This is a genomic window from Staphylococcus sp. 231237_7MaSpsaltlick, from assembly GCF_043107035.1.
On record NZ_JBICNX010000003.1, the window covers coordinates 26,189 to 51,520 of the forward strand.

The following is a 25,332-nucleotide window of genomic DNA, read 5'->3' on the forward strand; positions in this document are numbered from 1 at the left end:
AACATAAGATTTTTCTTTTTAAAGTGTTTTAAATACTTATATTACATAACGCTAATTATTCGAATACACTTCTCACTTTTTCTAGTGCAAAGTCCAATTCTTCCTTAGATATTATCAATGGTGGCGCAAATCTTATTACCGTATCATGTGTCTCTTTACACAATAAACCTTTTTCCTTTAATGCTTCACAATATGGTCTAGCATTTTCAGTTAATTCAATTCCGATAAATAATCCTTTACCACGTACTTCTTTGATAGATGGATGATTTATCTTTTGTAATTCTGATTTGAAGTATTCACCTAACTCTAATGAACGACCTGGTAAGTCCTCATCTACGATTACATCCAAAGCAGCATTTGAAACGGCACAAGCAAGTGGATTTCCACCAAATGTAGAACCGTGTGAACCAGGTGTAAACACGCCTAATACTTCTTCATCTGCTAATACAACAGAAATTGGCAATACGCCACCACCTAATGCTTTACCTAAAATGTAAACATCTGGTTTTACATTATCCCAATCTGTTGCGAACAATTTACCTGAACGACCTAATCCTGCTTGAATTTCATCGGCTATAAATAAAATATTATGCTCATCACATAATTCTCTAATCGCTTTTAAGTATCCTTCTGGTGGAACGTTAATTCCTGCTTCCCCTTGAATTGGTTCAATTAAAATAGCGGCAGTATTTTCATTTACAGCGGCTTTAATTGCTTCAATATCACCGAAATCAACCTTTCTAAATCCATCCAATAAAGGACCATATCCTCTTTGATACTCTGCTTCCGAAGACAATGATACTGGCGCCATTGTACGACCATGGAAGTTACCATTGAATGCAATGATTTCTGCTTTATTAGGTTCAATGTTTTTCACATCATAAGCCCAACGACGTGCAGCTTTTAACGCTGTTTCAACAGCTTCTGCACCAGTGTTCATTGGTAAAGCCTTTTCTTTACCAGAAAGCTTACAAATTTTTTCGTACCATTCACCTAAATTATCACTATGAAACGCACGAGAAACTAAAGTAACTTTATCTGCTTGATCTTTTAACGCTTGAATAATCTTTGGGTGTCTATGACCTTGGTTTACAGCTGAATATGCTGATAACATATCCATATACTTGTTACCTTCAGGATCTTTAACCCATACGCCTTCAGCTTCCGAAATAACGATTGGAAGTGGCACATAGTTTGATGCTCCATAATGGTTTGTTAACTCAATGATTTCTTCTGATCTTGACATGATATCTCCCCTTAGTTTAAATTTAAGAGCCTTTTTTGACTCTTTAACAATACTTACTCCTAGCATAACGTATTTAAACGTAAACTGAAACTATTTTCAAAAAGAGTTATTGCATCACAGTTCGCTAGATGAATATTTAGGAAAAAGCTTTGACAAGTACTGTTGTAATCAGTTCAATTCAATGAAAGCCCTTACATATATAATGACACAACCTTTACACTTAACACAAGACCATAATATTAAATTCTTAAATAAATTTTCTACTTACTTTTCTTGCAATTTATTGCATTATTAATCATTAAAATAATAGTAAATTCTAATGATTATTAAACTTAAAATTTATTTAAATACTAATTTCCATTGATTAAGTAATTGCTTGTATTCATTTTTATATTTTATACCTTGATATAACTTATGTCGTTTATGAATCAATGTTACAACAGACTTTGTATATAATGCTTGTTTCATATGTTTCCAACACCTCATCATTATAATTTACTGTGCTTGATTATATACTTTTACAGAACTTTGTCATCAAGCTATGGTTGGATGATATGCTACAACTTTAGTTAACAATATAAAAAACAGGTGCAGCTATTCATAATCTACTAACGTTTCTGCTACAGTATTGAAACACTGCTTAAAAATCGTCAAAATTATAAATATTGCACCTGGCTTATTATAAATATTGAATTGCTATGATATTAATTCATATTATTTCCCATCTGTTCTTGGTAAAGGATAAAATGCATTATTAAATTGAGTCCATAATTTAATAGGTAATTCATGTTTATCCGCTCTTGTACCATCAAATTGTGAAATGATTTCGTCTTCCTTACCTTCTTCTATCTTACTTACAAAATTGTGATCAAGTAATATTTCACGGCCTAAAGCAATAAGTTCTGCATCTGTATTTTCAATTGCATCTAATGCTTGTTGTGCTGTAAAGATTGACCCTATGCCAATTAATGGCATACGTCCCTCAATCCATTCATGTAATAACTTAACTCGTTGTTGATCTTTATATTTACCTTCACGTGTCGTTGAGTAAATATCCATCAATGAAACGTGTAGATAATCTAGTGGTTTATCAATTAAATGTTTTACTAATTCTTCCGTGATTTCCATGCTGATACCAGGAGATTCTGCTTCTTCAGGAGAAAAACGATATCCCACAATAAATGATTCATCCGCATGTGTCTTTACAGTAGAAGTAACTTCATCTACTACGGATAAAGCAAATTTAAGTCGATCTTGTCCCCACTCATCTTCACGTCGATTATAGTAAGGTGAAACAAATTGATGAATTAAATAGTGATTGGCGCCATGTATTTCCACACCATCAAAACCTGCTTCAATAACACGTCGAGTTGCTTCGCCAAATGCTTTAATAGATTCATGAATTTCTTCAACTGTAATTTCTCGAGCATCATGTGCCTCTTGTTCACCAAAGCTTTTCATGGAAATTGGACTTGGTGCAGCAACATCACCATTCGGTGTTAAATTAGGTAATGCTTGCGCACCACCATGATGAATTTGCACGACCGCTTTCGCACCATTCTTCTTCATTACTTTAGCTAAACGTTTCAAACCTTCTAAATCTGAATCATGTGCTACTGATGGTTGCCCTGGGAATGCTTTACCCAAGTCTGTAACATTACTAGCCGCTGAAATAGCTAAACCTACATCCTTTGAACGCTGTTCCATATAAACTAATTCTTCTTCAGAAATTGTACCATCATCATTCGAAGAAACATGTGTTAACGGTGCTAATACAAATCTATTTTTTAATTCTACTTTATTTGGTAAAGTTAATGACTCAAATAAAGGTTGAAATTTTGATTCCATTCTTAAAAATCCTCCTAATATGTTATTAAATATAATAACTCTTTTTTAATACTACCTAATTCTAACTATTTTCAACCTCAAATGAAAACAATATGCTTGCGCATGTATATATTTAAATTTAATTATTTATCAATCCCTGTACATTAGGTTTATATACCGTTTGCATCACTAAATTATATATCTTAGCTTTAACATTCAACTTAATTCTTTAATATTCAACACTACAAAAAAACGCTAAACACTCATTCAAGTGTTAGCGTTCTGAAGATGATTACTCATCTTTAATCGCGTTTTTGGACTGTTTAATCCAAACCGGTAAGCGTTCTTTAATTGTTTGAAACCCATATTTTTCGGTTTCTTTAATTTCATCTAATACTGATTGCTTTTCCTTTTTACGTTCATAATTTTTAAAATAATCATTATCCTTTAAAGAGAAGTTAATCTTCCCCTCTTCATCAATTGAAATTACCTTAGCTCTTACAATTTGACCTTCTGATAAAAACTTTTTCAAATTATGGACGTAATCATCCATGATTTCAGAAATATGGATTAAACCTTCAGTATTATCAGGGGTTTCTACAAAAGCGCCATACGGTTGAATACCAGTCACACGAACTTTTACATGTTGACCTACTTTATAGTGATTATTCAACGTGATAACCCCTTATTTCGTATTACTTAACACTATTATAATAGCATAAAATACTTACAGGCACTAACATTAATATAGAAAAATTTCACGATTTGTTGATTTAAGTATCTAAAAGTAAGTTCACAACCCTATATACTTTGCATAAAGTAACCCATGGCATGAATAATGATCAAAAAACAGGTTGGACATCTATCATGTCTCAACCTGTTCTTCACACGTCTATTATGAAGTGTTGAATTGAAAAACATAAAATCTAACTTTATCAACACACTTAATATTGCTTAATTATTATCCTTCAACATCAATTGAATCAATTGTAATGTCATGTAGTGGCTTATCTTGTGCACCCACTTTAGTAGCTGCGATATCTTCTAATGTACTTTCACCTTCGATTAATTGACCAAATACCGTATGTTTTTGATCTAACCATGGTGTTCCACCCTTTTCACCATAAGCTTTTACGATTGGCTCTGGCCAGCCTCCATCAGCCAATTGACTTAACATTGACTCTGGAACCTCTTTCATTTGTACTACAAAGAATTGTGAACCGTTTGTGTTTGGTCCTGAATTCGCCATTGAAAGTGCACCGTAAAGATTAAACGCTTCTAAAGAGAATTCATCTTCAAATGGTCCACCATAAATACTTTCACCGCCCATACCACTTGCAGTAGGGTCTCCACCTTGTACCATAAAGTCGTTGATAACGCGATGGAACGTTACACCATTGTAGTAACCATTTTTTGCATGTGTCACAAAATTTTCTACAGTCTTTGGTGCGATATCAGGGAATAATTTAAAAGTCATGTCACCTTTATTTGTGTGCATAACTAATTTAATTTCATTACCATTAATTTCTGTGTTTAATTGAGGATAGTTCGTCATTTAAATTCTCCATTTCATGTTAAGATGATATATGTATTCTAACATATTTGAAAGGGTGAAATGAATTATGTTATATCGATTTGCACATAAAACTGGAAGTTATGGTGTATCCATAGTTGAAGAGAATGACAATCAAGTCTTAGTACAAGTGGAACAAGTAATTAAACATCCTAAACAAGGTGATTTACATAATCCAACGTCAACAGAAAATGTTTTTTTCATGAGCGTAAAGCATTGAGTCAATTTGAAAAGCGTTATGCATCTCGTTCTCAACTTAGACCATTTAATGTTGAACCCATGACGTATACAGCTTCTCTACAACAAGCAATCACAGAGTTAGAACAAAAATTGGCTAAACAAGATAATTTACATTCACAAATCTCATTAGACAATTTACAACGTTTAAAGAAGGATTACAGCCTTCAATATAAACAAAATTTTGAATAAAAATACCTTGTTTCTTCTTATTTAATAATGACATTCAGCATAGTTATTTCAAGGGCTGGGACGTTTTTCAGAATAGTCTAATTCATGTATAATAATCTTATACTTAAATGTAAAAGGAGGATAAAATAATGAGCTGGTTACATTTAGCGGTACTCCTCCCGTTAATATTTGCACTCATTATTCCATTTGTATATCGCATTTATAAGGGTATACATATCGGATGGTTTGTCATACCCATCCCTGTCGTCTTATTTATATACTTCCTATCATATATTCCGACAACAATGTCGGGCGATACAGTAATGCGAACTTTGAAATGGATGCCTCATTTTGGTATGAATTTCAATTTATATATTGATGGTCTAGGACTGTTATTTAGCTTACTGATCACAGGTATTGGTAGTCTTATTGTTCTGTATTCTATTAGTTATTTAAGTCGACAAGAGCAGTTGGGAAACTTTTATTGTTATTTACTGCTCTTTATGGGTGCAATGTTAGGGGTTGTATTATCAGATAATTTAATTATCTTATACTTATTTTGGGAATTGACTTCATTTTCTAGTTTTTTACTTATTTCATTTTGGAGAGAAAAGCCAGCATCACTATATGGCGCTCAGAAATCTATGCTCGTCACAGTGTTTGGTGGTCTATCGCTGTTAGGAGGACTCATCCTCTTAATCTTAGCTAGTGGCACTACAAGTGTTCAACAAATCATTAAACATGTAGACGAAATTCAAACAAGTCCATTCTTTATTTTAGCCATGGTACTGGTATTAGTTGGCGCAATGACTAAATCTGCCCAGTTTCCATTTTACATTTGGTTACCAGATGCAATGGAAGCCCCTACTCCAGTAAGTGCATATTTGCATTCAGCTACAATGGTTAAAGCCGGACTTTACTTAGTCGCTCGTATGACACCAATTTTCGCAGTGTCTGAGGGGTGGATTTGGACTGTAACGGCTGTTGGTTTAATCACCCTATTTTGGGCATCATTAAATGCGACAAAGCAACAAGATTTAAAGGGAATTCTAGCATTTTCTACTGTTTCACAATTAGGGATGATTATGGCAATGCTTGGTATAGGCGCTGTAAGTTATCATTTTGAAGGATCAGACAGTCAACTGTATGTTGCAGCCTTTACGGCAGCAGTCTTTCATTTGATTAACCATGCAACATTTAAAGCAGCATTATTCATGATTACAGGTGCTGTAGATCATGCTACGGGTACACGTGATGTTCATAAGCTAGGTGGCTTACTAACGATAATGCCCATTTCATTTACAATTACAATTATAAGTTCGTTAAGTATGGCTGGTGTTCCACCTTTCAACGGTTTCTTATCAAAGGAAAAGTTTTTAGAAAGTATGATTGACGTTACACATGCTAATGTCTTTAGTTTAAATTCACTAGGTATACTGATACCAATAGTTGCGATTTTAGGTAGTGTATTTACATTTGTATATGCAGTGCGTTTGATTGGTCAGGTCTTTTTAGGTAGCTATAAACCTGATGCCTTACCTAACAAGCCACATGAAGCATCTCCATTAATGTTAATTGCACCTATTATATTGGCTATCTTAGTAATTACTTTCGGTTTGTTTCCAGCAATGCTTACCGATTCAATTATCGAACCGGCTGTATATGCAATGAGTTCAACGCAAACAACTCATATTGAGTTTCATATGTTCCATGGTTTCACGCCAGCCTTTTTATCAACACTATTTATTTATGGTGTCGGTATTATATTAATTTTAAGCTTTAGTTATTGGATTAAGTTACTAAAATCACACCCAACTAAGTTAACTATTAACTATTGGTATGACAAATTAGGTAACGTTACACCTGATATTTCTAAACATATAACAAATTCATATGTCACTGGATTTACACGTAACAACTTGGTGATTATTTTTATCTCACTGATTGCAATTACGGTTGTGACACTCATCGTGACACCTTTCAGCATTAACTTTAAAGATGTCAGTGAAATCAGACCGTTTGAATTAATTATTGTCGTGCTTATCATAACGGCAGCATCAATGATTATATTTGCACATTCAAGATTATTTAGCATCATTATGGCAAGTGCTGTAGGCTATTGTGTAGCAATTTTCTTCATTTTCTTTGGTGCTCCAGATTTAGCACTTACACAATTTGTTGTTGAGTCAATTTCAACGGCACTATTTTTACTTTGTTTCTATCATTTACCTAATTTAAATAGACACCAAGAAACGCAACCTTTCAAATGGATTAATGTCATCATATCTATTGGGGCTGGTGCAGTTGTTACTATACTTGGCTTAATTGCATATGGAAATAGACACTTTGGATCTATTGGTTCATTTTATAAAACACACGTATACGATTTAGCACACGGTACAAATATGGTTAACGTCATTCTTGTTGATTTCCGTGGTACTGATACATTGTTCGAATCATCTGTATTAGGTATTGCAGGCTTAGGTGTCTATACCATGATTAAATTACGTTACAATAACAAAGCTAAAAATAAGGGAGGTCATGACATTGAACAGACAAAAGAATAATCTGATCTTTCAATATTCCGCAGTCATCATCTTTTTCCTCATTGTGATGTTCGGACTATCATTATTTTTAGCTGGTCACTATACACCTGGTGGTGGTTTCGTTGGTGGTTTATTACTATCTAGTGCACTGGTTATTATTGCAGTTGCCTTTGATATAAAGACAATGCGGAAGATATTTCCATGGGACTTCAAGATATTAATTGGCATTGGCTTAACATTTTGTTTAGCTACACCAATGGCGAGTTGGTTTTATGGTAAAAATTTCTTCACGCACAAACCTTTTGAAATACCTTTAATCATACTAAAGCCGATGGAATTACACACTGCAACATTCTTCGATTTAGGCGTGTTATTTGCAGTTGTAGGCACAGTAATGACTATAATTTTATCGATTGGAGAGAATGAGTAATGGAAATAGTGATGATTTTTGTTTGTGGTATTCTCACAGCAATGAGCGTCTATCTCATTCTTTCTAAAAGTTTGATACGAATCATTATTGGGACTACTTTACAAACACATACGGCAAATTTATTTTTAATCACAATGGGTGGCCTGAAAAAAGGCGATGTACCTATATATGAAAAAGGAATAGCATCCTACGTTGACCCTATTCCTCAAGCATTGATATTAACAGCTATTGTAATATCTTTTTCAGTAACTGCTTTCTTCTTAGTACTCGCATTTAGAAGTTATAAAGAGCTAGGCACTGATAATGTAGAAAGTATGAAGGGAGTGATTGAAGATGATAGAGAGTAACCTTATCGTTTCTTTATTAATCATTCCCATGCTAACAGCAATTATATTAGTATTTATTGGGAAGCGCCCTACTATCAAACGCTATGTTGCGTTAATTGGCACAGCAATTACATTGATATTTGCATTTATTAATTTGCACAATGTACTGAAAGATGGACCAATCAAATTAGAATTAGGTTCTTGGGCTGCACCATACAGTATTGTTTTTGTACTAGATATCTTTAGTGTATTACTCGTAATCACAACATTGATTGTTACTATGTTAGTTATCTTATACTCATATCAATCAGTTGGACTAGAACGTGAAACATATTATTACTATTTTTCAATTATGTTTATGCTGACTGGTGTTATTGGTTCCTTTATAACTGGTGATATCTTTAACTTGTTTGTATTTTTCGAAGTCTTCTTAATGTCTTCATATATATTACTGGTTATTGGTGGTACAAAGGTTCAACTAAGCGAAACGATAAAGTATGTCTTAGTTAATGTGACTTCTTCAGCATTTTTCGTTATTGCAGTAGCCATGCTTTATTCAGTAGTTGGTACGCTTAATTTAGCAGATATCAGTCAGAAATTAAGTGAATTGTCAGCACATGACAAAGGAATGGTAAGTATCATCTTTATCATGTTCATCTTTGTCTTTGCAACGAAGGCTGGCGTATTCCCTATGTATATATGGTTACCAGGTGCATATTACGCACCTCCTGTAGCAATCATCGCTTTCTTTGGTGCTTTATTAACAAAGGTCGGCGTTTATGCTATAGCTAGAACGGCTAGCTTATTCTTCAGAGATACAGGTAATTTTTCTTTTTACACCATTTTATTCTTAGCACTTCTTACCATTATATTTGGTTGTGTCGGAGCTGTTAGTTATTATGATACGAAAAAGATTATTATCTATAATATTATGATTGCAATTGGTGTCATATTAGTTGGTGTAGCAATGATGAACCAAAGTGGTATGATGGGCGCTATTTATTACACTTTACATGATATGTTAATTAAGGCAGCATTATTTTTCTTAATTGGAATCATGTATAAGATTACAAAGACACATGATTTACGCAAATATGGCGGTTTAATCAAGCATTACCCTGTGCTTGGATGGACATTCTTTATAGCAGCACTTAGTTTAGCTGGTATACCGCCATTCAGTGGATTTTATGGAAAGTTTTATATCGTTCAGGCAACATTTGAAAAAGGATTCTATATTAGCGGTATTGTTATACTGTTATCTAGTTTGATTGTCCTTTACTCGGTTATTCGAATATTCCTGTTAGGATTCTTTGGAGAAACTCGAGGATTTACTGTAAATTATAAATTAAGATATAAAGGCTTGTTAGTCGTGGCTATTATCGCTGTAGTACTTTCAGTCATATTTGGATTATCAGCAGATATCTTACATCCAATAATCAAAGATGCTGCAGAACCATTCTATAATCCTAATGTTTATATCGAAAGTGTATTGGGGGGACAATAATATGGCAGTTCAAATACTCGTTAATTTACTACTCGCAGTATTTTGGTTATTTGTTACTGGAAGTTATACATTTAATAACTTTATTTTAGGTTACCTGTTCGCTTTATTATTAGTCTACTTAATGCGTGGTGTGTTACCGGGTCGATTTTATATGATTACTGTCTATAAGATCATCAAACTCTTGGTAGTCTTCATCATTGAGTTAATTAAAGCTAATATAGATGTAATTAGAATCATTATTAAACCAACAATTAAGAATGAACCTGCGTTTTTTATTTATCAGACAGATTTAAAAAAGGACTGGCAAATCGTCTTATTATCTAATCTGATTACCCTAACACCAGGTACAATTGTACTTGGAATTAGCGATGACCGAACTAAAATTTATATTCATGCAATTGATTTTAGTACTAAAGAAGAGGAAACTGAGGGTATAAAGTCATCTCTAGAAAAAGTTGTGAGAGAGGTGGGCGAATAATGATAAATTACAATATTATTCTTATCATTGCGCTAATTATTGTTGCCCTATCAATGTTGGCCATGTTAATCCGTGTGATTATTGGACCTTCACTAGCTGATCGTGTCGTAGCTTTAGATGCAATGGGGATACAGTTAATGGCTATCATCGCCTTATTCAGTATCTTTTTAGGTACCAAATACTTAATTGTTGCAATCTTAATGATAGGTATTTTGGCATTTTTAGGCACTGCAGTATTTGCGAAATATATGGATAAAGGTAAGGTGATTGAGCATGACCGAAACGATAATCATTAGTATTGCCTTAATACTTGTTGTCCTAGGATCAATTATTAGTGCATTAGCTGCAATTGGACTAGTTCGATTAGATGATGTATACGCGCGCTCTCATGCAGCAGGTAAGGCAGCAACCTTAGGGGCAATGCTACTTTTAAGTGGTGTCTTCCTATTCTTTATAGGTCGAGATGGTTACGTAAATATGCAATTAGTAATTGGTATATTATTCATTCTCATTACTGGACCACTTTCCAGTCACTTAATCATAAAAGCAGCCTATAATTTAAATACCCCTGCTTCCAAACGAACTAAATTAGACGATATTAAAGAAGATTTAAAGGATACTAAACTTTAGAGAGCATCACGCGCTAAATTGTTTGTAACATGTGAGACTTACAATCTCTTATAATAAATAAAAAGTTTAGAGTCTCTTCAATAATTTAATAAATAATATAAAGCTATAAACCCTAAATCGAGTTAGGGACATAAATACCCAACATTAAGCCCATCAAAGATTTTTGATCTTTGATGGGCTTGTTATTTGTATCAATACTGCATATTGCTATTGCTCGTTTACCTAATGGGCTAGGTCGAACCTCGGTCTCGACACGCATCCTACTCCTTCAGGTATCTCGCAACCAATACGCAGTTCTTATATGTTATTACTACAAAAAATAAGAGACCTAATAATGAATGAATTGAAACAGCAATGATTCATGAGATAAATCAAGAAATGAATAACGAGTTAAATGATGAATATTTAAATAAAATCACAAATCATTTTTCAACTCAAATCAATGTTCTTTACATTTCATAGTAAAAATCATTGATTTTATTTTAGTCTGCAAGGGTAATGGACTAGACTGTTTATTACTGATTACTCTTTTTAGCTTTATCATAAGTCTTACCGTCCGTCGATTGTTAGTATTTAACTATAGTCGAAAATAAGCATTTATAGACTGAAATGGCATATGATATAAAGTCATATTTTTTCAAAAGACAATACACCTTTAATCATTTGTATTTCTTTAGCAATCATGTTATATTAAATCGTAATTATTACGATTTAAGGAGGCAATATTATGTTTAAATGGACAATTATTGGTGGAGGTATCCAGGCAGTTACAATTGCACTTAAGCTACGCACACAAGGATTAGCTGCAAATGATTTGTGTATAATAGATCCTCATACTAGCTTATGCGAACAATTTGATAGATATACATACACTATCGACATGCCCTACTTACGTTCACCTTGTGTTCATCATGTTCATCCAGATCCATTTCATCTAAAGCAATTTGCAAAACATAGACAATATACTAATGCTTCTTACGGACGATATCAACGACCTAATAGAGAGATGTTTATGGCTCATACGCATATGTTAATACATGAATTAAATTTAAATCATAGTCATGTGCAAGCTAGCGCTACTGCTATCACTAAACAAGATAATCTATGGTTTGTTCAATGTAATAATTCAGAAGCATTTTTGACCGAAAACCTTATCATTGCCTTTGGATGTAACCATCAAATTAACTTTCCAAAAGCATATAAAAATCAACCCGATGTCACACACATCTTTGATAGTTCATACAAATCATATTCTCAATCGTCACATGTGATAGGTAGTGGTATTTCTGCAGCTCACTTAACACTTAAGTTGATTAAACATAATCCACAACAAATTCATTTATGGACAAATAAACCCTTAGCAGTGCATGATTTTGATGCTGATCCAGGTTGGCTCGGTCCTAAATATATGACACGCTTTAAGCAAATTACAACTTCTGAGGAAAAGCAACAAGTTATTCTGAATGAAAAACACAAAGGCTCAATGCCAAAAGAATTAGAATTAAGGCTGAAAAAATATGTAAAGCAAGGTAAATTAGTAATACATACAAACGAATTACAAGCCATTTCAAATCATCAAATCATTACAGAACATAAGGCAATAACCTATGACCATATTATTTTAGCAACAGGATTTGAAGAAACGATAATGAAACAACCAATTATTAAACAATTAATTCACCAACATCATGCCCCACTATGTAGTTGTGGTTTACCAAATATTTCAACAGAATTGGAGTGGTTACCACATTTATATGTTGCTGGAGGCTTAGCAGATTTAGAATTAGGGCCCTTTGCAAGAAATATCATGGGTGGTAGAGAAGCTGCCACAAGAATCTCGAATGCTTTTTCAAAAGAAACTACGGTATCAAGTATATAAGTAAAATACATTATGTTGAACATACAAAAACACGCTCAATACTCTATAGAAACGCGTACATGCGTCTGAGTATCAAGCGTGTTTATTATTTGCGTGGTTTAATCGCAATTGTACCTCTCATGATGCTAATCAATCTATCAACATCATCTTTTATTTCAATGTTCCAAACTTGTGTTGTTTTACCTTCGTGTACGATAGTAGCAGTAGCATAAACTGTCCCTTCAGTCGTTGAACTAATATGGTTTGCATTCATTTCTAAACCTAATGGAATAAATTTTTCAGTATCAATGATGTGTGCCGCACCAATTGAGCAAGCTGTTTCACCCAAAGCAAGATTTGCACCACCATGTAAATAACCAAAAGGTTGTTTCACCTTATCTGTAACAGGCATCGACATTACAATCTTACCGTGTGCTTCACTTTCTACTTTCATTTCTAAAGTCTCTATCATATTTGTCATTTTCAACACCTCATTCACTACTTAGTATTACTATAATACCATAGCGGCAATGGTACCAAAAATGATTAACGGAATATTATAAAATATAAAGTTTGGAATACATGTGTCTCTGATATGATCGTGCTGACCATCCACATCCAAACCAGCTGTCGGTCCTAATGTAGAGTCACTAGCTGGCGAACCAGAATCACCTAAGGCACTCGCAGTACCAATTAAAGCGATTAATGCCATTGTATCTAATCCTAATGATTCTCCTAATGGAATGAATAAAGTTGCGATAATAGGAATTGTTGCAAAAGAAGATCCAATACCCAAAGTAACAATAAGTCCAATAATGTACATAACAATAATACTAATAAGTTTATTATCACCTGTAACACCACTTAAACTATGTACTAATTTTGTAATATCTCCCGTTTCATTCATTACGCCAGCAAAGCCATTTGCAGATAATATCACTACACCAATAAATGACATAATCTTAATACCTTCAACGAAGTTCTTATCCAACTCAGTCCATTTAAATGCTCTTGAAACAAAGAATATCAAGACTCCGGCAAGTGCACCGAAAATCATTGAATCAGTTAATGTCTGTACGACAAATGTTGCGATAATCGATACGATTGTTACAACTAAGACATAAGGTTTGAGTTCAATAGTTTCATTATTTCTCTCTTCATTTCGCTCATTATATTCTCTAGGCTTTCTGTAATAGAATACACCCAAAATCAATCCAACAATATACCCTAAAGAAGGAATAATCATAGCCTTCCAAATCATGCTCATCTCTATTGGGTGATGTGCTTTGGTGAAACCATTATCAATAATTTGGTGGAAAATTTGACCAAAACCAAATGGTAAAAGAACGTATGGCCAACAAAGTCCAAATCCAATAATAATAGCAATTTGTCTACGATCTATTTTCAAGTCATTAAATAAACTAATTAAAGGTGGTATAACAATTGGAATAAATGCAATATGAACCGGAATTAAGTTTTGACTCATTATACTTAATACTAATAAAGCAATGATAATAATTACTTTTACCTTTATTCGAGACATCTTGCTATTTTCAGCGTGGATACTGTTAATAATCTTATTTACTAAATAATCCGTAATTCCACTATATGAAATCAGTGCCGCAAAGCCTCCCAATAAGGCATAACTTAGTGCAACTTCTGCACCATCGACAATATTCTTACCAAACACAGACACGATTTCAGGAATGCTCATACCTGCAACCAGCCCGCCTACTAATGCACTGACAAATAAACTGATTACTACATTAAGTCTACATAAGCAAAGTATAATCATCAGCACAACTGCTATAACAACTGCATTAATCACAAAACATAACTCCTTTATCACATTATCGAACTAAAGTATCACGAGAATAATCGTAACAATTTCAATTATAAATGTCAATGCTATGTTACAGCTTAAATGCATCATCCATGAGATTAAACTATATCATCTAACATTTCCTTTTACTTAAACTATATAATTTATGCGCGAGTTATACAATTCTAACTCACGCATATATTTATTGATTATTGATTTGATAACCATTCAACAATAGTCGTTACTAAAAATGCTGTTGGTCCTTTAGGTCCTTTATAACTAGCATGATTCGTAGTTGCTGGACCAGCTATATCAAAATGCATATGTGGTACATCACCTGCAAAGTGATTTATAAAGGTAGCTGCAAATAATGCTTTACCTTGTCCATTTGTATGATTGACAAGATCTGCCACATCACTTTTTCTAATTAACTTTCTTTCTGTATCTGTCATAGGTAATTCAAATACATATTCTCCTTGTCGTTCGGCAATTGACAGTATATCTGCAAGTTGTGTCGAAGCATGATTATTGAATACTGCAGCTTTATCCTCACCTAATGCAACAATTGCTGCCCCTGTTAAAGTGGCAAAATCTAAAATCAGTTCCGGTTGAAATTGTGTTGCATAGAATACAGCATCACCTAGGACTAAACGACCTTCTGCATCAGTGTTCAAGACTTCTACAGACTCACCGCTGAGTGCCGTATAAACATCATCAGGTTTCATTGCTAATTCATTAACCATATTTTCTGCAGCAGCAATTACACCCACAATATTAATGTTAAGGTTTAGCTGTCTCGCAGCTTCTATCATAGCTATTACATTAGCTGAGCCACACATATCAAACTTCATAGTTTGCATACCTGTTTTTGATTTTATTGAATAGCCACCTGAATCATAGGTAATCCCTTTACCTACAAGTGCTATCGGTGCTTTGTCATTATTAGCACCATGATAAGTTAAAGTAATTAATCGTGGTGCATGCTTAGACCCTTTACCTACAGCATGTATTAATCCAAAACCTTCACGCTGTAATGTCTCTCCGTCTTTCACATCTACAGATACTGAACTTCCTTTAAAGTGATTAGTAATCAACTCTGCATAATAAGCCGGCGTTAATATATTGGGTGGGATATTACTATAATCTCGTGCTAAATTGATGGCACGAGCTAACGCTATCCCCTTATCGATTGCTGCATTTAATTGAGTTTGATCTTGTATCGTATGTAGATTCAATGTTAATTCATATGGCGCACCTTTATTTGTCTTATATCCGTCAAATTGGTAGACAGACGCTTCACTTTGTTGACCTAGTAATGTAGCAATATTTAAGAGATCAAAATCTTTCGCTTTAAAGCTCTCGAAAAATATGTCCCCTTCTACGATTCGCTCTTGCTTCAAATATTGGAATAATGAGCCAAACACAGATAAATACTGTAATTGTGTCGTTGACTTCAAATTACCTAGACCAACAGCAATTAACTTTATGAGTTGATTATCTACTGTAAAATGTGTAGCAGTTACTTTACCAACATTACTACTAATAATATGTGCCTTTTTTAATGATGCTAGATTTTCATTAATAACTTCACCGTTTATCTTTATGTCTTCCAACTGATTTAAATGATCCGGTATCCCTATGATTAATGTTTCAAATAATAATTTATCAGTAGATTGTAACAATGCTTTCATTTAAAATCCCTCACTTTGGTATTGAAATAATTTAATCATTTAGATTTAAGAAAAAGACCTATCTTATTGAAAGACAGGTCTTTTTGCTTAATGATTCACATGCATAACGCCTATGTGATTTATTAATTTAAATCTTAAAATTTACCTTTTTTGAATGCTAATCCGATACCACCAAGTTTGAATACAGCACGTGTATCAATAACTTTCTTCATGAAAGCAGCTTTTTTACCTTGGATATCTTTACCGTAAACAACACCAACACCGTCTCCAGAACCTAATGAACATACTGTTCCACGATCAACGTATGTGAACTCTTGAGTTGGTTGACCTTCTAAAATGTTTTTAATATTTTTAGCTGTATGTTCACCTTCTTGCATAGCGATTTGAGCAGTTGTTGGTAATGGACGCTCTTCACCAGCAGGAATAAATGCTGAAACATCACCGATTACGAAAATATTGTCATAACCTTCGATAGTTAAATCTTGTTTAGTTACGATACGACCACGTTTAACGCCTTCGAATGAAGCTTCCATTAATTGGCTACCGCGTACACCAGCTGCCCAAACAGCAGTGTTTGCTTCTAATTGTTGTTCTTCATCGTTAACTTTAACTACGAAGCCTTTTTCGTTAGCAGCAACGATTGGCGTAGCAATCTTGAATTCTACACCTTTACTTTCTAAGTAGCTAACTGCATGGTTAACTAATTCATCAGAGAATTGTGGTAACATTTTAGGAGCAGCTTCAACACAAGTAACTTTAACTTTACTTTGTTCTACGCCATATTTGTTACATAATTCTGGAATTCGATCAGCTAATTCACCTAAGAATTCAACACCAGTGAAACCTGCGCCACCAACTAAGATAGCTAAGTCATTGTCGTCTTTTTCTTTAGAAGATGCATAGTTTGCAAATTTATCTTCGATGTGACGAGATAATTTACGAGCAGTTAATACATTTTCAATTTGGAAAGCATGTTCTTTCATACCTTTAATACCAAATGTTTCGCTTTCAAAGCCTAATGCTACAACTAAGATATCAAAATCAAAGATTCCAGCGTCAGTTTCAACTTTTTTAGCATTACGGTCAATTTTAGTAACCTCAGCTTTAACAAAGTTTACTTTGTCTTTATTTAAAACACTTTCAACTGGATATAGTAAATCTTCATAGCTAATTGTACCTGCTGATGCTTCATGTAACCATGTAGCTTCATAGTGGTAATCATTTTTATTAATTAACGTAATTTCAGCTTCATCTGCTGAAATTTGCTTTTGTAATTTTGTAATAGTTTGTAAACCTGCGTAACCAGCGCCTAAAACTAATACCTTTTTACGATCTTGAGCCATTTCATTCACCTAAGCTTTCATATATTATTTGTTGCATAAGTCTTTTTCTATACCCTAATTATACATATGTAAGTCACAAAAAAGACATTTTTCATCCAATACTAATTTTATAGTTTTTATGCTTGATTTTCAAGCGCTAACGCACATATTGTTTATTTTTTCACATAAACGATTAAAAGGCTATAGTTTATCATTCAATCGATAAAACAATAACCTTTTATTTATTAACAATCTTCAGGTGTTCCTGCCACCTTTGCAGTTCTAAATGAGCTTCCACAACCACATGATGCAATCGCATTTGGATTGTCTATTTGGAATCCGCCACCCATAAGAGATTGTTTAAAATCTATTGTTGTACCTTGTAGTACTGGTACATCCATTTTATCTACTAATACCTTAAGACCGTGAAATTCATACACTTCATCATTGTCACCAGGCTCAGCTTCAGCAGACATACCATAAGTTAAACCAGTACATCCACCACCGTTAACCTTGACCTTTAAATAGCCATCTGCCATTTCATTTTGCTCTAACATATCTTTAACTTCATATGCTGCCGCTTCTGTAACGTTAATTACTGCCATTATGATTACCTCCCTAAAAAATCCACGTTTCTTCTATATGCGCATAAATATTTTGTAATAAATCATCTGGCGATTCACCCTCAACAATATCACCATTCACTAATGCATACAAGCCACTAGAACATAAGCCACAATTTTGTAAACAACCATATTCTAATACATCTATACCAGGATCATTCTCCAGTTGATTGTATACATAGTCTCCACCTTTCGCTAAGTTCGAAATGCAGAACTCTACTATTGGATTCATAATACACCCTCTCATTAATTATCAGTCATATAATTATAACAAACACAACTATGTTTTAACACATACGTGCTTATATTTAAGAAAGTATCATTTTAAATTTAATCGTCTTTTTACAATAAATTTTTTTGTGTAATTTAACATCATCATATAAAAATCTATGAACTATGCATTACTTAGCCAATAGTTAGATTTACTTACTACTTTAATTGATTGTTAAAACGATTTCATGATAACCCTTTATTACCATAACTTATTTGTAGAACGATACAAAAAAGCATATAATGTATTTAAGTAAGCTGTTTATAGAAAATTGGTATATCAATATAAGCGAAATATGATTTAACCACATTATATTTAATAACTTACATTGATGCATAATTGATAAAAACACAATGCTTTTCACAGCTCAACTCGCAACGTTTTATCAAATGTTCAATACAATTTTTACTAGAGGGGTATCTAATAATGAAAAATTTAGTTCTTTTAGGTGGCGGATACGGAAATATGCGCATTATGTCACACATTTTACCAAATGCGCTTCCGGAAAATTATAACATTACACTAATCGATCGTATGCCTTATCATGGGTTAAAACCAGAGTTCTATGAGTTAGCTGCAGGTACGAAATCTGATAAAGATATTCGTATGAACTTTCCAAACTCTGACCGTTTAAACAATGTTTACGGAGAAATTAATGATATTAATCTCGACGATCAAATTGTTTCAGTTGGGAATACAAAAGTAGACTACGATGAACTAGTTATCGGTCTTGGTTGTGAAGATAAATATCACAATGTGCCTGGTGCTGAAGAGTATACACACAGTATTCAGACATTGTCGAAATCTCGAGAGACATTCCATCACATTAGCGAACTTCCAAATGGAGCGAAGGTCGGTATTGTTGGAGCTGGCTTAAGTGGCATTGAGCTTGCTAGTGAATTACGTGAAAGTCGTGAAGACTTAGAAATCTACTTATATGACAGAGGTGAACGCATCCTAAGTCGTTTCCCTGAAAAATTAAGTACTTATATTGAAAAATGGTTCAAAAAGAATAACGTAAAGGTTATCCCTAATTCAGATGTCAATCGTGTAGAGCCTGGGCGTATTTACAACAACGATGTACCAGAAGAATTAGACTTAATCGTTTGGACTGCTGGTATTCAACCAGTTGAATTAGTGAGAAACTTACCTATTGATATTAGTAAGAGTGGTCGAGTTATCTTGAATCAATATCATCAAGTTCCAACATATCCAAATGTCTATGTTGTTGGTGACTGTGCTGAATTACCACATGCACCTAGTGCACAACTCGCTGAAGCACAGGGTGATCAAATTGCCGATGTCATGAAATTACAATGGCAAAATAAACCTCTACCAGAAAAAATGCCTGAAATTAAAATTCAAGGTTTCTTAGGCTCATTAGGTGATAAGAAAGGTTTCGCCTATATCATGGACAGAACTGTGACAGGCCGCTTAGCATCAATCTTGAAATCCGGAGTACTTTGGTTATACAAATATCACAACGGCTAATCATTTCAAGGAGTCGTATCAATGGTATTAATTGATATGTACTATAATTCCTATTGAAATATACTAAACATAGCTGTGAAGCTATCAATAACGATAGACTTTCCATAGTTATGTTTTTATTGTTATAGCATTTAATAGGACAAAATCCAAGTAAAAACCAGTAAATGACGATAATCGTCATTTACTGGTTTTTCGTATTGGTGGCTCAGTCTTTCTTAAATGTATCTTAGGCTTTTGTTAAAAATAGTAATGATACTTACCTCTTACCCAAATTGATCCATAAACTTTGTTAACGTATTCAATTGAATATAACCATCTGCAACGTATTCATCGTTGATTGTCACTAAAGGATAAAACAATTCATCCTCTTGAATACGTTCTATAAATTGTTGATCATGGTCAGTTAAATTTTCGGTATCTTTTTCTATATCAATATAAGTAAATTCAAACGAAATTTCTGGATACTTTCTTTTTAACAATGGTTGTAACCAGTCAAAGGTATTACGAGAAGTCGGTGCATTAACACAACTTGCACACACGATATCGGCGCCATAAACAACTACACTCGCTTTATTCATATTTTACTATCCCCTTTTGTTTTCATTTATAGATTTTTCAACACATTTCTATTATAATAAAAAGATAAGTATAACATGAAATTATTTACTTGGAAGGGAGGCATTTCCATGCCAACTGAAAACGCAACGATGTTTGATCAAGTAGCAGAGGTTATCGAAAGATTGCGTCCATTCTTACTACGTGATGGTGGTGACTGCTCACTCGTAGATGTAGAAGATGGAATTGTTAAGTTACAATTACATGGTGCTTGTGGTACATGCCCTAGTTCTACAATCACATTAAAAGCGGGTATTGAGCGTGCATTACACGAAGAGGTACCTGGCGTTATCGAAGTAGAACAAGTTTTCTAACAACATATATGTTAATACCATCACATGCACATCAATAATAGACATGAGTTAATTTTCTATCATCTAGAATTATCTCATGATAATTTATGACAAAGACTGTTATCCGACAATGGATAGCAGTTTTTTTATAGAAAAAAAGACAACCATTCAATAAAAATGGATTGTCTTTTACTTTGATTTATTAAATAATATTTAGCTTACACTTGGCGCTTTATTGTTATGCTGAACTGGTGCATTATCGTCTGGTTTATGATGTTTATGATGATGCGTTTCACCTTTCATATGATGTGCAATTTGTTCGCTAATATAGACCCAACCTTTCCAGCCTACATGAACAGCATCGCTTATTACATATGGTTCATAATCTTTATCGGTCATATTATAAACACTACCACCTCGTTGTGTGATTGTGTTATTAATCTTATCGTACACCTTTTGACGGCGTTCTTGCTTAATACCGATACGATCATACCACTTACCATTTGATGGTAAAATAATGTACTGCACATCTGCACCTGCTTCATTCATTGTATCCACAAAGAGTGCTAAATCTTGAAACTCTGGAGAATTTACATTAAATTCGTAATCACGATTAATTTTTCTCTTATGACTATTGATCAACTTCCAATATTCATCTCTAATTCCGTATTTATTAGTTTTAGTACTATCTTTTCCAAGCTTTTCCGCTTCTTTAGATAAATCTTTCCATGATTTATTTTTACTATCTATAGGCTTAACTTGTGACAAAGGAGATGGTTTTGCTGGAAAGATTGACTTAATCGATTCTATCTTCATTAATTGCTGTGCCTTAAATGATGATAAATAATTATCCTTAACCTTGTTAGGATGTTTCTTCATTTCCTTTAAATAGTACTTATTCTTGACATCTTTAAATTTGGATAATCGATCCGCATATCGTTGTTTCAATTTATCGCTCATCCCAGATTGTTGAAATAATTGGTTCACTTGAGCATCTGAAATACGCGCTTTAAAGTTTACATTTGTTAAACCATTATTTGTAAACCATTGAGGTGATATAATAAATGCCATTTTTTTCCCTTTTAAATTCTGAAATTGTGATGCGGCTTCAACTGCATTGACAAGATCAGTAGAACCTCCTGTTCCAATTAGAAACGGTTGCATTGGCGCCTTTTTCTTATCATCTAACAATAAACCTGGATTAAACGGATCATCTTTTCCAAGTTCACTTGAACCGTATATAGGATAGTATTTATCAGATTTATACATTTTATCTTGTATTTGTGTACCCTTTAGCACTTGATCAGTTATATTTAGTCGTTGTTCCTGAAGTGTTTTATTATTGATTAAACCTGTAAACCAACTAGCTGGTAATATAAGAAATACACCAAATAGAATGAGACTTACAATGATAGGAATAAATGCTTTTAACTTCATCTTAATGTTTCTAATACCGTAATAATCTTATTCGGTGTTGCCCATTCATCTCTATCAAAATCCATAATTGAAACTTCAATATCCAATTTATTTTGAATTTCTAATAATAAACCAACAGTTTGGAATGAATCAATAATACCTTCTTCAAACAGTGCGATATCGGGATTTTCCTTTACAATGTTATTTTCAGTAACTTCCTCTAATAAATCTAATACTTGTGTTTTAAATTCCATACTTTTAAATTCCTCCTATGTTTTAATACAGCTTCCCTGAAAAGATTAAAAATCCAAATGCTACGAAATGGAACGTTATGATAATACTCAATACAGTTGTCAATTGATTTTGCCAACGTGGTGGATGTTGTTTACGCCATCTTTCGTAATAACCATAACCTATAAATAATGCAGCATGATACATGCCATACAAAATATAATAGCTTTCGATACCATGCCAAATTCCCATGATAATAAAGTTTAAAGAAAATGCGATATTAGACATTGCAAATTGACTCTTTAATAATCTTTTCTTAGACATAAAGAATAATGCTCTCATATAAATACAATCTCTAAACCAAAATGATAGTGACATATGCCATCTGTTCCAAAAGTCTTTAATATTTTTGGCTTTAAATGGCTGATTAAAGTTTTGCGGAGATTTAATACCATATAAATAGCTAAATGCAATCGCAAACAATGTATAACCTGCAAAGTCAAAGAACAGATATAAACTATAAGCATACATATATAACCATTTTGCAGTAAATCCTGTTAAATCCATTAATAACGGGGTAATTGCGTATACGTGAAGTAAGTGTGCAATAATAAATTTATATAAGAAGCCAAGCATAATATAATGAATCGCTTTTTCCACTAATGCTCTATACGCCTCACCACTTGGTGCTACACGATCATCTTTGACAAAGCGTTTATATCGATCAATTGGCCCAGATGAAATCGTTGGGAAGAATGTAATAAATTGGACAACTTTCCAATGATCAATTTCTTTAATTGAGCCATCTCTGATTTCCATTAATAATTGGACACTTTTAAATGTCACATAAGAAATACCTAAGAACCCTATTAATTCGACTACCTTACTTTCATGAAATTTAATTTGTGCAGTACCTAATAATGAGCTTTGCATTACTTTAACAATAATCAATGGCAAGATTGACAGTGTTATCACCATAAAGAATTTGCTAAAGGTATTTTTAACAAAACGTGATTTCCAATAATACATAATGATTAATACTTGCCAGACGACATATATAATAAAGTTAACAAAAGCTACACTTAACAATGGTTGATCAAAGAAATTATGTTTTGTCGATGAGAAAATAAGTTCAATCATAAATAATGTGCTCAGACCATTATAAATATGACTTCTCTTACCTAAAAACCCTAATATTATAACCGGTAATAATACGATAAATGCAATGAGAAAGAACGTAAATGTGCCATATGGTGTCATTATGTAAAGTCCTCAGCAATCTGTTTACGGTCTAACTTACCATTATGAGTCAATGGTAAACGGTCAGTACACATAATCTTTTTAGGTATCATATATTCAGGCAGGTGTTGCTTTAATTCCGCTTTAATTTCATGAATAAATGCCTGCTCATCAGTCATCTGAGTTATGGTATCCGCTGTTATTATAACGGCATTAATATGCGTGACTTTATTGTCACGATAGTTCGGAACTACCACTGCCTCTTGAATAGAAGGTGATTGTCTTAACTGAAACTCAATTTCTTCTATCTCCATTCGATAGCCATTTAATTTAATTTGAAAATCTAATCGACCATTGATAAACCATTGATTATCTTTGTACTCAGCTTTATCACCTGTGTAATAATTACGAATATCATTGTCATATCTAAATACGGCATCTGTTTTTACTTTGTCTTCTAGGTAACCTTTACTTAGAGCATTCCCTGAAATAATTAACTCTTGTTCAGAAGTTAAATGTAACTGTGTACCTGGTCTAGATTGACCAACTGGTAATGGATTGTACTTGGCTAGTACTTCCTCGTTTATCAAAATGCTTGTGACAGCAACAGTGGCTTCTGTTGGACCATAAGTATTATAAATATATGCATCAGGAAACTTTGTAGATAACATTTTCGCTGTTCTATGTGCCAAAATTTCACCACAGAAGAAGAATTCTTTTAGGCTAGGATATTGTTGTTGGTCTAACGTTGGTAACATTAAACACATTTCCATAAACGAAGGGGTCGACACCCACACATTAATAGTGGCTTGTTGCAACATATCATTTAATAGCTTTGGTTTATTTATCATTGCTTTATCTACTAAATTTAATGTTCCTGTAGTAGCTAAACATGGATAAATAGCCATTACTGATAAATCAAAGGAGAATGGCGCCTGATTGAGCCATTGCTGTTTAACCCCTAACTGATTTAGTTCCACCATCCACTGTGTAAACTCATTTAAGCTATCGTATGAAATTTGCACGCCCTTCGGTTCTCCCGTCGAACCTGATGTAAAAATAGTATAAACGATATCATTGGGCTGCATTTTACTTTCAAATTCACTGACCTCTTCGTGATCAATAATGCATTGAACATCAAATATCGTTATATCGGAAAATGGCAGTATCGCTTCAGATGTATTAAGTATAAATTCTGGCTGAACCTTATTTACAATTGCCTCTACCCTATCTTGAGGTATAGAAATATCTATTGGTACATAACCACATCCTGCCTTAATAGCTCCAATCATACCGACAATCATAAAAGGTGACATATGACCATAAATCACTACAGGTCGACTTGATTTAGCAATCATATCTGCACATTTATTTGAATAATGATTTAATTCACCGTAAGTTAATGATTCATCATTATATTTAATCGCTATTTGATTCGCATCGTTTTTATTATTTTCAATTAATGATTGAATAATGTCTTTCATAGTTGTCT

The 25,332-nt window shown here is 33.4% G+C and carries 26 protein-coding genes and 1 pseudogene; 11 read left to right on the forward strand and 16 right to left on the reverse strand.

The window, feature by feature from the left end; genetic code table 11:
- Positions 1-55 precede the first annotated feature (55 nt).
- The 5 genes from ACF91D_RS06005 to ACF91D_RS06025 all read right to left on the reverse strand — a co-directional run bounded on the left by ACF91D_RS06005 (position 56) and on the right by ACF91D_RS06025 (position 4,628).
- Positions 56-1,246, reverse strand: a complete 1,191-nt coding sequence (locus tag ACF91D_RS06005) for an ornithine--oxo-acid transaminase (RefSeq protein WP_107512283.1) — start codon at positions 1,244-1,246, stop codon at positions 56-58.
- Positions 1,247-1,585: 339 nt separating this feature from the next.
- On the reverse strand, positions 1,586-1,714 hold the full coding sequence (locus tag ACF91D_RS06010) for a hypothetical protein (protein WP_257044421.1): 129 nt from the start codon (positions 1,712-1,714) through the stop codon (positions 1,586-1,588).
- A 246-nt stretch (positions 1,715-1,960) separates the two neighbouring features.
- Positions 1,961-3,094 carry an NADH-dependent flavin oxidoreductase gene (locus ACF91D_RS06015; RefSeq protein WP_107527591.1) on the reverse strand — a complete coding sequence of 378 codons (1,134 nt, stop codon included), beginning with the start codon at positions 3,092-3,094 and terminating at the stop codon, positions 1,961-1,963.
- Between the two features lie 271 nt (positions 3,095-3,365).
- Positions 3,366-3,746: a S1 domain-containing post-transcriptional regulator Ygs gene (gene ygs, locus ACF91D_RS06020; RefSeq protein ID WP_042739782.1), complete on the reverse strand. Its 381-nt coding sequence runs from the start codon at positions 3,744-3,746 to the stop codon at positions 3,366-3,368.
- Positions 3,747-4,034: 288 nt separating this feature from the next.
- Entirely contained in the window at positions 4,035-4,628 is a 594-nt protein-coding gene (locus tag ACF91D_RS06025; RefSeq protein WP_107527660.1) for a peptidylprolyl isomerase, read from the reverse strand.
- 67 nt (positions 4,629-4,695) lie between these two features.
- On the opposite strand from ACF91D_RS06025, the pseudogene kapB reads away from it, so the two are divergent.
- The 9 genes and pseudogenes from kapB (at position 4,696) to ACF91D_RS06070 (ending at position 12,847) form a co-directional block, all read left to right on the forward strand.
- Positions 4,696-5,075 (forward strand): annotated as a pseudogene (kapB, locus tag ACF91D_RS06030) (sporulation phosphorelay system protein KapB).
- 128 nt (positions 5,076-5,203) lie between these two features.
- Positions 5,204-7,621 (forward strand): Na+/H+ antiporter subunit A, encoded by a 2,418-nt coding sequence (locus ACF91D_RS06035; RefSeq protein ID WP_107527659.1) that lies wholly within the window; start codon positions 5,204-5,206, stop codon positions 7,619-7,621.
- The gene (gene mnhB1, locus ACF91D_RS06040; RefSeq protein ID WP_042739778.1) at positions 7,602-8,030 is read left to right on the forward strand and encodes a Na+/H+ antiporter Mnh1 subunit B; all 429 of its coding nucleotides are present in this window, start codon (positions 7,602-7,604) and stop codon (positions 8,028-8,030) included. The genes ACF91D_RS06035 and mnhB1 overlap by 20 nt, the downstream gene beginning before the upstream one ends.
- Positions 8,030-8,377 (forward strand): Na+/H+ antiporter Mnh1 subunit C, encoded by a 348-nt coding sequence (mnhC1, locus tag ACF91D_RS06045; protein ID WP_042739777.1) that lies wholly within the window; start codon positions 8,030-8,032, stop codon positions 8,375-8,377. The genes mnhB1 and mnhC1 overlap by 1 nt, the downstream gene beginning before the upstream one ends.
- Positions 8,364-9,860 carry a Na+/H+ antiporter subunit D gene (locus ACF91D_RS06050; protein ID WP_107527658.1) on the forward strand — a complete coding sequence of 499 codons (1,497 nt, stop codon included), beginning with the start codon at positions 8,364-8,366 and terminating at the stop codon, positions 9,858-9,860. The genes mnhC1 and ACF91D_RS06050 overlap by 14 nt, the downstream gene beginning before the upstream one ends.
- 1 nt (position 9,861) lies before the next feature.
- A complete protein-coding gene (gene mnhE1 / locus ACF91D_RS06055; RefSeq protein ID WP_107512278.1) occupies positions 9,862-10,338 on the forward strand; it encodes a Na+/H+ antiporter Mnh1 subunit E in 477 nt (158 codons plus the stop codon).
- 2 nt (positions 10,339-10,340) lie between these two features.
- A complete protein-coding gene (mnhF1, locus tag ACF91D_RS06060) occupies positions 10,341-10,634 on the forward strand; it encodes a Na+/H+ antiporter Mnh1 subunit F (RefSeq protein WP_107527661.1) in 294 nt (97 codons plus the stop codon).
- Positions 10,612-10,968, forward strand: a complete 357-nt coding sequence (locus ACF91D_RS06065) for a Na+/H+ antiporter subunit G1 (protein WP_107527657.1) — start codon at positions 10,612-10,614, stop codon at positions 10,966-10,968. Before mnhF1 ends, ACF91D_RS06065 begins: the two co-directional genes overlap by 23 nt.
- A gap of 727 nt (positions 10,969-11,695) precedes the next feature.
- Entirely contained in the window at positions 11,696-12,847 is a 1,152-nt protein-coding gene (locus ACF91D_RS06070) for an NAD(P)-binding domain-containing protein (protein ID WP_107527604.1), read from the forward strand.
- A gap of 85 nt (positions 12,848-12,932) precedes the next feature.
- Here the strand turns inward: ACF91D_RS06070 and ACF91D_RS06075 are convergent, their stop codons facing one another.
- The 6 genes from ACF91D_RS06075 to ACF91D_RS06100 form a co-directional block, all read right to left on the reverse strand.
- Complete coding sequence (locus tag ACF91D_RS06075; RefSeq protein ID WP_042739771.1) at positions 12,933-13,307, reverse strand: PaaI family thioesterase; 375 nt, start codon at positions 13,305-13,307, stop codon at positions 12,933-12,935.
- Between the two features lie 30 nt (positions 13,308-13,337).
- Positions 13,338-14,654, reverse strand: a complete 1,317-nt coding sequence (locus tag ACF91D_RS06080; protein ID WP_107527602.1) for a Na+/H+ antiporter family protein — start codon at positions 14,652-14,654, stop codon at positions 13,338-13,340.
- A gap of 203 nt (positions 14,655-14,857) precedes the next feature.
- On the reverse strand, positions 14,858-16,339 hold the full coding sequence (locus tag ACF91D_RS06085; RefSeq protein ID WP_107527601.1) for a leucyl aminopeptidase family protein: 1,482 nt from the start codon (positions 16,337-16,339) through the stop codon (positions 14,858-14,860).
- 134 nt (positions 16,340-16,473) lie between these two features.
- On the reverse strand, positions 16,474-17,682 hold the full coding sequence (locus tag ACF91D_RS06090; RefSeq protein WP_042739768.1) for an NAD(P)/FAD-dependent oxidoreductase: 1,209 nt from the start codon (positions 17,680-17,682) through the stop codon (positions 16,474-16,476).
- Between the two features lie 224 nt (positions 17,683-17,906).
- Positions 17,907-18,266, reverse strand: coding sequence for a HesB/IscA family protein (locus ACF91D_RS06095; protein WP_042739767.1), 360 nt, complete (start codon positions 18,264-18,266; stop codon positions 17,907-17,909).
- Positions 18,267-18,279: 13 nt separating this feature from the next.
- Positions 18,280-18,516 carry a YuzB family protein gene (locus ACF91D_RS06100; RefSeq protein ID WP_042739766.1) on the reverse strand — a complete coding sequence of 79 codons (237 nt, stop codon included), beginning with the start codon at positions 18,514-18,516 and terminating at the stop codon, positions 18,280-18,282.
- A 465-nt stretch (positions 18,517-18,981) separates the two neighbouring features.
- Here ACF91D_RS06100 and ACF91D_RS06105 point away from each other — a divergent pair, with 465 nt between their 5' ends.
- Positions 18,982-20,046, forward strand: a complete 1,065-nt coding sequence (locus ACF91D_RS06105; protein ID WP_107513205.1) for an NAD(P)/FAD-dependent oxidoreductase — start codon at positions 18,982-18,984, stop codon at positions 20,044-20,046.
- Positions 20,047-20,309: 263 nt separating this feature from the next.
- On the opposite strand, the gene ACF91D_RS06110 is transcribed toward ACF91D_RS06105, so the two are convergent.
- Complete coding sequence (locus tag ACF91D_RS06110) at positions 20,310-20,624, reverse strand: YuzD family protein (RefSeq protein ID WP_042739764.1); 315 nt, start codon at positions 20,622-20,624, stop codon at positions 20,310-20,312.
- 108 nt (positions 20,625-20,732) lie between these two features.
- On the opposite strand from ACF91D_RS06110, the gene ACF91D_RS06115 reads away from it, so the two are divergent.
- The gene (locus tag ACF91D_RS06115; protein WP_042739763.1) at positions 20,733-20,975 is read left to right on the forward strand and encodes a NifU family protein; all 243 of its coding nucleotides are present in this window, start codon (positions 20,733-20,735) and stop codon (positions 20,973-20,975) included.
- A gap of 192 nt (positions 20,976-21,167) precedes the next feature.
- Here ACF91D_RS06115 and dltD read toward each other — a convergent pair whose 3' ends face one another.
- From dltD to dltA, 4 genes are read right to left on the reverse strand one after another with little or no spacing between them, the layout of a single operon-like run.
- Complete coding sequence (gene dltD, locus ACF91D_RS06120) at positions 21,168-22,391, reverse strand: D-alanyl-lipoteichoic acid biosynthesis protein DltD (RefSeq protein WP_107526919.1); 1,224 nt, start codon at positions 22,389-22,391, stop codon at positions 21,168-21,170.
- Positions 22,388-22,624: a D-alanine--poly(phosphoribitol) ligase subunit 2 gene (dltC, locus tag ACF91D_RS06125; protein WP_042739761.1), complete on the reverse strand. Its 237-nt coding sequence runs from the start codon at positions 22,622-22,624 to the stop codon at positions 22,388-22,390. Before dltC ends, dltD begins: the two co-directional genes overlap by 4 nt.
- A gap of 22 nt (positions 22,625-22,646) precedes the next feature.
- Positions 22,647-23,861, reverse strand: coding sequence for a D-alanyl-lipoteichoic acid biosynthesis protein DltB (gene dltB, locus ACF91D_RS06130; RefSeq protein WP_107513208.1), 1,215 nt, complete (start codon positions 23,859-23,861; stop codon positions 22,647-22,649).
- Positions 23,861-25,324, reverse strand: a complete 1,464-nt coding sequence (gene dltA, locus ACF91D_RS06135) for a D-alanine--poly(phosphoribitol) ligase subunit DltA (RefSeq protein WP_107526920.1) — start codon at positions 25,322-25,324, stop codon at positions 23,861-23,863. The genes dltB and dltA overlap by 1 nt, the downstream gene beginning before the upstream one ends.
- Positions 25,325-25,332 lie beyond the last annotated feature (8 nt).

Bases quoted from the DNA above. Each gene is read 5' to 3' on its own strand.
- ACF91D_RS06005 (WP_107512283.1), bottom strand. From the start codon at position 1,246: ATGTCAAGATCAGAAGAAATCATTGAGTTAACAAACCATTATGGAGCA.
- ACF91D_RS06010 (WP_257044421.1), bottom strand. From the start codon at position 1,714: ATGAAACAAGCATTATATACAAAGTCTGTTGTAACATTGATTCATAAA.
- ACF91D_RS06015 (WP_107527591.1), bottom strand. From the start codon at position 3,094: ATGGAATCAAAATTTCAACCTTTATTTGAGTCATTAACTTTACCAAAT.
- ACF91D_RS06025 (WP_107527660.1), bottom strand. From the start codon at position 4,628: ATGACGAACTATCCTCAATTAAACACAGAAATTAATGGTAATGAAATT.
- ACF91D_RS06035 (WP_107527659.1), top strand. From the start codon at position 5,204: ATGAGCTGGTTACATTTAGCGGTACTCCTCCCGTTAATATTTGCACTC.
- mnhC1 (WP_042739777.1), top strand. From the start codon at position 8,030: ATGGAAATAGTGATGATTTTTGTTTGTGGTATTCTCACAGCAATGAGC.
- ACF91D_RS06050 (WP_107527658.1), top strand. From the start codon at position 8,364: ATGATAGAGAGTAACCTTATCGTTTCTTTATTAATCATTCCCATGCTA.
- mnhE1 (WP_107512278.1), top strand. From the start codon at position 9,862: ATGGCAGTTCAAATACTCGTTAATTTACTACTCGCAGTATTTTGGTTA.
- ACF91D_RS06065 (WP_107527657.1), top strand. From the start codon at position 10,612: ATGACCGAAACGATAATCATTAGTATTGCCTTAATACTTGTTGTCCTA.
- ACF91D_RS06070 (WP_107527604.1), top strand. From the start codon at position 11,696: ATGTTTAAATGGACAATTATTGGTGGAGGTATCCAGGCAGTTACAATT.
- ACF91D_RS06075 (WP_042739771.1), bottom strand. From the start codon at position 13,307: ATGACAAATATGATAGAGACTTTAGAAATGAAAGTAGAAAGTGAAGCA.
- ACF91D_RS06085 (WP_107527601.1), bottom strand. From the start codon at position 16,339: ATGAAAGCATTGTTACAATCTACTGATAAATTATTATTTGAAACATTA.
- ACF91D_RS06090 (WP_042739768.1), bottom strand. From the start codon at position 17,682: ATGGCTCAAGATCGTAAAAAGGTATTAGTTTTAGGCGCTGGTTACGCA.
- ACF91D_RS06095 (WP_042739767.1), bottom strand. From the start codon at position 18,266: ATGGCAGTAATTAACGTTACAGAAGCGGCAGCATATGAAGTTAAAGAT.
- ACF91D_RS06100 (WP_042739766.1), bottom strand. From the start codon at position 18,516: ATGAATCCAATAGTAGAGTTCTGCATTTCGAACTTAGCGAAAGGTGGA.
- ACF91D_RS06105 (WP_107513205.1), top strand. From the start codon at position 18,982: ATGAAAAATTTAGTTCTTTTAGGTGGCGGATACGGAAATATGCGCATT.
- ACF91D_RS06110 (WP_042739764.1), bottom strand. From the start codon at position 20,624: ATGAATAAAGCGAGTGTAGTTGTTTATGGCGCCGATATCGTGTGTGCA.
- ACF91D_RS06115 (WP_042739763.1), top strand. From the start codon at position 20,733: ATGCCAACTGAAAACGCAACGATGTTTGATCAAGTAGCAGAGGTTATC.
- dltD (WP_107526919.1), bottom strand. From the start codon at position 22,391: ATGAAGTTAAAAGCATTTATTCCTATCATTGTAAGTCTCATTCTATTT.
- dltC (WP_042739761.1), bottom strand. From the start codon at position 22,624: ATGGAATTTAAAACACAAGTATTAGATTTATTAGAGGAAGTTACTGAA.
- dltB (WP_107513208.1), bottom strand. From the start codon at position 23,861: ATGACACCATATGGCACATTTACGTTCTTTCTCATTGCATTTATCGTA.
- dltA (WP_107526920.1), bottom strand. From the start codon at position 25,324: ATGAAAGACATTATTCAATCATTAATTGAAAATAATAAAAACGATGCG.